The organism is Kitasatospora sp. NPDC053057 (assembly GCF_044546945.1).
In the GTDB taxonomy this organism is placed as follows: Bacteria; Actinomycetota; Actinomycetes; order Streptomycetales; family Streptomycetaceae; genus Kitasatospora.
This window is the reverse complement of the sequence record NZ_JBITZP010000012.1, coordinates 191309-197308: the sequence shown is the minus strand read 5'-3', so window position 1 is coordinate 197308 and position 6000 is coordinate 191309. Positions and strand designations below refer to the sequence as shown.

Annotated in this window: 4 protein-coding genes and 1 rRNA gene; 3 read left to right on the top strand and 2 right to left on the bottom strand. The window is 69.4% G+C overall.

Features of this window, described 5'->3' with window-relative positions; all coding sequences use genetic code 11:
• Nucleotides 1-83, top strand: a 5S ribosomal RNA gene (gene rrf / locus ACIG5E_RS15890); the annotation flags it as partial.
• An 80-nt stretch (nt 84-163) separates the two neighbouring features.
• Here the strand turns inward: rrf and ACIG5E_RS15885 are convergent.
• Together ACIG5E_RS15885 and ACIG5E_RS15880 are read right to left on the bottom strand one after the other, a co-directional pair.
• Entirely contained in the window at nt 164-631 is a 468-nt protein-coding gene (locus ACIG5E_RS15885; RefSeq protein WP_396533992.1) for a GNAT family N-acetyltransferase, read from the bottom strand.
• A gap of 89 nt (nt 632-720) precedes the next feature.
• Entirely contained in the window at nt 721-1512 is a 792-nt protein-coding gene (locus ACIG5E_RS15880; protein ID WP_396533991.1) for a VOC family protein, read from the bottom strand.
• Nucleotides 1513-1728: 216 nt separating this feature from the next.
• On the opposite strand from ACIG5E_RS15880, the gene ACIG5E_RS15875 reads away from it, so the two are divergent.
• Together ACIG5E_RS15875 and ACIG5E_RS15870 are read left to right on the top strand one after the other, a co-directional pair.
• Nucleotides 1729-3963: an ATP-dependent RecD-like DNA helicase gene (locus ACIG5E_RS15875; RefSeq protein WP_396533990.1), complete on the top strand. Its 2235-nt coding sequence runs from the start codon at nt 1729-1731 to the stop codon at nt 3961-3963.
• 225 nt (nt 3964-4188) lie between these two features.
• Complete coding sequence (locus tag ACIG5E_RS15870; protein ID WP_396533989.1) at nt 4189-5478, top strand: citrate synthase; 1290 nt, start codon at nt 4189-4191, stop codon at nt 5476-5478.
• Nucleotides 5479-6000 lie beyond the last annotated feature (522 nt).

The following is a 6000-nucleotide window of genomic DNA, read 5'->3' as shown; positions in this document are numbered from 1 at the left end:
ACATTCCGAACCCGGAAGCTAAGCCTCACAGCGCCGATGGTACTGCAGGGGGGACCCTGTGGGAGAGTAGGACGCCGCCGAACAATCATTCAGAAGAACCCCCATCCGGATTCCGGATGGGGGTTCTTCGCGTTTCCGGGCCATTTCCGTCAGTTCGAAAGCGTCAGTTCGAAAGCGTCATTTTGAAGCCGAGGTGCGAGGGCGTGAAGCCCAGCCGCTCGTAGAAGCGGTGCGCGTCCGTGCGCGTGGCGTCGGAGGTGAGCTGGACGAGGTCGGCGCCGAGTTCGCGGGCGCGCTCGACGGCCCACAGGATCAGTTCGGTGCCGAGCCCGCTGCCCCGTTCGTCGGCGTGGACGCGGACGGCCTCGATGATCGCGCGGGTGGAACCGGTCCGGGAGAGGCCGGGGACGAGGGTGAGTTGCAGGGTGCCGATGGTGCGGCCGGCGCGTTCGGCGACGACCAGGTGCTGGTGCGGGTCGCCGTCGATGCGGGTGAAGGCGGTGCGGTACGGGGTGAGGTCGTCGGGGGTCTCCCGGGTGGCGCCGAGTGGGTCGTCGGCGAGCATGGCGACGATCGCCGGCAGGTCGGCCTCGGTGGCTCGTCGGATCGTCAGAACAGCCGTTTCAGTCATGATCGGAGGATAAGGGTCCCTTCCGGGGCCGGGCCGGGCTCGTCTACGCCCGTAGCACCCCTTTACGGCCCTTCTGGGCCGATCCCAGGTCACGCCCCGGGCGCGGCACTGGTGATGACGGCGAAGACTGCGCCGTGCGGGTCGAGCAGCTGGGCGAGGCGGCCGACGCCGTGCACGTCCATCGCCGGGATCCGGACCGTGGCACCGAGCCGGTCGGCGATGGCGAGGCTGGCGTCCACGTTGGGGACCTCGAAGTAGGGGAGCCAGTGCGAGCGGGTGCCGCGCGCGGTGTGCTCGGGGCCGAGTTGCATGATGCCGCCGTGGGCGTCGTCGGTGCCGCCGCCGGCCGGGGTGAGCACGGTGTAGAGCGCCTCGCCGAACGGGACGTCCTGCTCCTGCCAGCCGAAGACCGTGCGGTAGAAGGCCTTGGCCCGTTCGGCGTCGACGCTGTAGCACTCGGCCCAGCAGAGGCTGACCTCCTGGTTGACGAGGTCCAGGCCGCGGGTGTCGTGCGGCTGCCAGACGGCGAAGTCGGCGCCGGTCGGGTCGGTGAAGCCGGCCATCCGGCCCGCGGCGAAGACGTCGAAGGGGGCGAACCGCACCCGGCCGCCCGCCTGTTGGACGAGGTCGGTGGTGCGGTCGGCGTCGTCCGTGGCGAAGTACAGCGTCCAGCCGGGCAGTGCGCCCTCGTCGGCGAGCGGGCCGAGCGCGGCGACGGTGCGGCGGTCGAGCTGGAAGAAGCCGTAGCCGCCGGCCTCGGGGCCGGCCGAGTCGAAGGTCCAGCCGAACAGGGCGGTGTAGAAGTCGACGGAGGCCCGGGTGTCGGGGCTGCTCAGGTCGAGCCAGACCGGGGAACCGGGGCGGAAGTCGGTGTTGAGCATGGCGGTACTGCTCCTCGGACGGGTCCCGTGCGGGCGCGGGCGCGGACGACGGCCCCCCGGGTTCCTTCCAGCCTGGCACCTCGGTGGGGGCGCTGCACGGCGGGTTCGCCATCGGTGCACGGAGGGTGCGCGGGCTTTCCGGGCTCCGGGTTGTCCGCGCAGGACGGTACGGTGCGTAACGGAATGGTCCACCCGTACCGGTCGAAGGGGGCTCCGGTGGCCAAGCAGGCGCAGTCGGGGCAGCAGGTTCCGCAGCAGCTCGCGCAGGTCGAGGGCGTGCTGGAGCGGATCACCTATGCCAACGAGGAGACCGGCTACACCGTGGCCCGGGTGGACACCGGCCGGGGCGGGAACGACCTGCTGACGGTGGTGGGCGCGCTGCTCGGGGCGCAGGTCGGCGAGTCGCTGCGGCTGCACGGGCGGTGGGGTTCGCACCCGCAGTACGGACGGCAGTTCACCGTGGAGAACTACACGACGGTGCTGCCGGCCACGGTGCAGGGCATCCAGCGGTACCTGGGCTCGGGGCTGATCAAGGGGATCGGGCCGCGGTTCGCCGAGCGGATCGTGGAGCGCTTCGGGGTGGACACCCTGGAGGTGATCGAGAACGAGCCGGGCCGGCTGATCGAGGTGCCGGGGCTGGGGCCCAAGCGCACCAGGAAGATCGCCGCGGCCTGGGAGGAGCAGAAGGCCATCAAGGAGGTGATGGTCTTCCTGCAGGGGGTCGGGGTGTCGACCTCGTTGGCGGTGCGGATCTACAAGCAGTACGGCGACGCCTCGATCGGGGTGGTGAAGAACGAGCCGTACAAGCTGGCTTCGGACGTCTGGGGCATCGGCTTCCTGACGGCGGACCGGATCGCCCAGGCGGTGGGCATCCCGCACGACAGCCCGGAGCGGGTGAAGGCGGGGCTGCAGTACGCGCTGTCGCAGAGCAGCGACCAGGGGCACTGCTACCTGCCGGAGGAGCGGCTGATCGCGGACGGCGTGAAGCTGCTGCAGGTGGACGTCGGGCTGGTGATCGACTGTCTGGCGGAGCTGGTCGCGGCCGAGGGCGTGGTGCGCGAGACGGTGCCGGGGGAGGCGGGCGAGCCGATCACCGCGGTCTACCTGGTGCCGTTCCACCGGGCGGAGATCTCGCTGGCCAACCAGCTGTTGCGGCTGCTGCGTTCGGACGCCGACCGGTTGCCGTGGTCCGCCGAGGTGGACTGGCCGGTGGCGTTGGAGTGGCTGGCGAAGCGGACCGGGACGGAGCTGGCGCCGGAGCAGCAGCAGTCGGTCCGGCTGGCGCTGACCCGCAAGGTCGCGGTGCTGACGGGTGGTCCGGGCTGCGGCAAGTCGTTCACGGTGAAGTCGATCGTGATGATGGCGCTGGCCAAGCGGGCGAAGGTGGTGCTGGCGGCGCCGACCGGGCGGGCGGCGAAGCGGCTGGCCGAGCTGACCGGGGCGGAGGCCTCGACCGTGCACCGGCTGCTGGAGCTGAAGCCGGGCGGGGACGCCGCCTACGACCGGGACCGGCCGCTGGACGCGGACCTGGTGGTGGTGGACGAGGCCTCGATGCTGGACCTGATCCTGGCGAACAAGCTGGTCAAGGCGGTGCCGCCGGGCGCCCACCTGCTGTTCGTGGGGGACGTGGACCAGCTGCCCTCGGTGGGCGCCGGGGAGGTGCTGCGGGATCTGCTGGCGGAGGGCGGGCCGATCCCGTCGGTGCGGCTGACCCGGATCTTCCGGCAGGCGCAGCAGTCCGGCGTGGTGGTCAACGCGCACCGGATCAACGAGGGGAAGCCGCCGTTGACGGAGGGTCTGACGGACTTCTTCCTGTTCGTCGAGGAGGACACCGAGCGGGCGGCCGGTCTGACGGTGGACGTGGTGGCGCGTCGGATCCCGCAGAAGTTCGGCTTCGACCCGCGCCGGGACGTGCAGGTGCTGGCGCCGATGCACCGGGGCCCGGCCGGGGCGGGGAACCTGAACACGCTGCTGCAGGGGGCGGTGACGCCGGCCCGGGAGGGGCTGGCGGAGCGGCGGTTCGGCGGGCGGACGTTCCGGGTGGGGGACAAGGTCACCCAGATCCGCAACAACTACGACAAGGGGCGCAACGGCGTCTTCAACGGCACAGTTGGAGTGGTGACCGCCCTCAGCGTGGACGACCAGCGGCTGACGGTGCTCACCGACGAGGACGAGGAGGTGTCGTACGACTTCGACGAACTGGACGAGCTGTCGCACGCGTACGCGGTGACGATCCACCGCTCGCAGGGCAGTGAGTATCCGGTGGTGGTGATTCCGGTCACTATGTCCGCTTGGACGATGCTCCAGCGGAATCTGCTCTACACCGCCGTGACCAGGGCGAGGAAACTCGTAGTGCTGATCGGGTCACGGAAGGCGATCGCGCAGGCCGTGAGGGCCGTCAGTGCAGGTCGGCGGCATGCCGCGCTCGATCATCGACTTGCTGCTGGATGATTATCCAACAGGATGGTTGCCTCTAATGTTCTCTTGACGTGAAGAGATTTACGGCAGAGCCTAGGGTGGTGCCGATCTTGTCCGGTTCGTACCGGCTGCGGCGGCAGGTTTTGTAGGGGCAGGCCCTTCCGGGCCACCCCGGGTGCGCGACTGTCCTCCGGATGGGGGATGGTAGAGACAGTCAGGGCACCTTGGAAGAGGATTCATTTCGTCGGTGAGGAAGACGTGAGCGACAACTCGGTAGTACTGCGGTACCAGGACGGCGAGTACGAGTACCCCGTCGTCGAGAGCACTGCGGGCAACTCCGGCTTCGACATCTCGAAGCTGCTCCCGCAGACCGGCCTGGTCACCCTGGACAACGGCTTCGGTAACACCGCTGCGTACAAGTCCGCGATCACCTTCGTGGACGGCGACAACGGCATCCTGCGGTACCGCGGCTACCCGATCGAGCAGCTCGCAGCACAGGGCGGCTTCATCGAGACCGCGTACCTCCTGATCAACGGCGAGCTGCCCAACGCGGACCAGCTGGCGCAGTTCAACCGCGAGATCACCCAGCACACGCTGCTGCACGAGGACGTCAAGCGCTTCTTCCAGGGCTTCCCGCGGGACGCCCACCCGATGGCCATGCTGTCCTCGGTGGTCGGTGCGCTCTCCACGTTCTACCCGGAGAGCCACAACCCCTTCGACGCGGCCCAGCGCCACCTGTCGACCGTCCGCCTGCTGGCCAAGCTGCCGACGATCGCCGCGTACGCGTACAAGAAGGCGATGGGCCAGCCCTTCGTCTACCCGCGCAACGACCTGAGCTACGTCGAGAACTTCCTGCGGATGACCTTCGCGGTCCCCGCCGAGGACTACGAGCTCAACCCGGTCGTCGTCAACGCGCTGGACAAGCTGCTCATCCTGCACGCGGACCACGAGCAGAACTGCTCGACCTCCACCGTGCGCCTGGTCGGCTCCAGCCACGCCAACCTGTTCGCCTCGATCTCGGCGGGCATCTCGGCCCTGTGGGGCCCGCTGCACGGTGGCGCCAACCAGGCCGTCCTGGAGATGCTCGAGGGCATCCAGAAGGACGGCGGCGACGTCGACGCGTTCATCACGAAGGTGAAGAACAAGGAAGCCGGCGTCAAGCTGATGGGCTTCGGCCACCGCGTCTACAAGGCCTTCGACCCGCGCGCCGCGCAGGTCAAGCTGCTGGCGCACGAGGTCCTCGGCCAGCTCGGCAAGAGCGACGAGCTGCTGGAGATCGCGCTCAAGCTGGAGGAGCACGCCCTCAAGGACGACTTCTTCATCTCGCGCAAGCTGTACCCGAACGTGGACTTCTACACCGGCCTGATCTACCGCGCCATGGGCTTCCCGACCAGCATGTTCACCGTGCTGTTCGCCCTCGGCCGGCTGCCGGGCTGGATCGCCCACTGGCACGAGATGATCAACGACCCGACCAGCCGGATCGGCCGCCCGCGCCAGATCTACACGGGCACCGAGATCCGCGACTACGTCGAGCTCGAGCAGCGCTGACGTAGCACCGCACCGAAAGGGGCCCGGCCGCTGCTGAGCGGCCGGGCCCCTTCGCGTCCTCGCGCCCCGGACCCGGAGGGGCCCGTGCGGGGGCGGAACCGTACGGCGCACGACTCCGGGGCTTGGCCGCAACCGGGGACGGCCGCTCAAAGCGTCCCTGGCCCGCCACACCCCGGCGCCGTGCGCGAAGGTCGTCGAAAGCACGACGACCGTCCCGGGGCCCGCCGGAGCCCCGTCGGCGACAGCCGCTGGAAGCACGGGACGCGTTGCCGTTAGTCGCGTCCCGCCCATCGGAAAAACTGCCGCACTACCAACCTAAGACGTATCAGGGTGCGAGAAGTTACGCCGGGAGGGTGTGAGCTGCCTCTCGCCACGCTCCGTAGGCGCTTGGTTCCGCGCTCATATCACACCTTCCCTCGCGCGCGACGTCACCCTCCCCGCAGTCACGGCAACCGAGCGTGATAGGAATCGTGGCATTCCGGTACGGACCGTCGCGCCCCCTCATCGCGCGACGGCGGAACT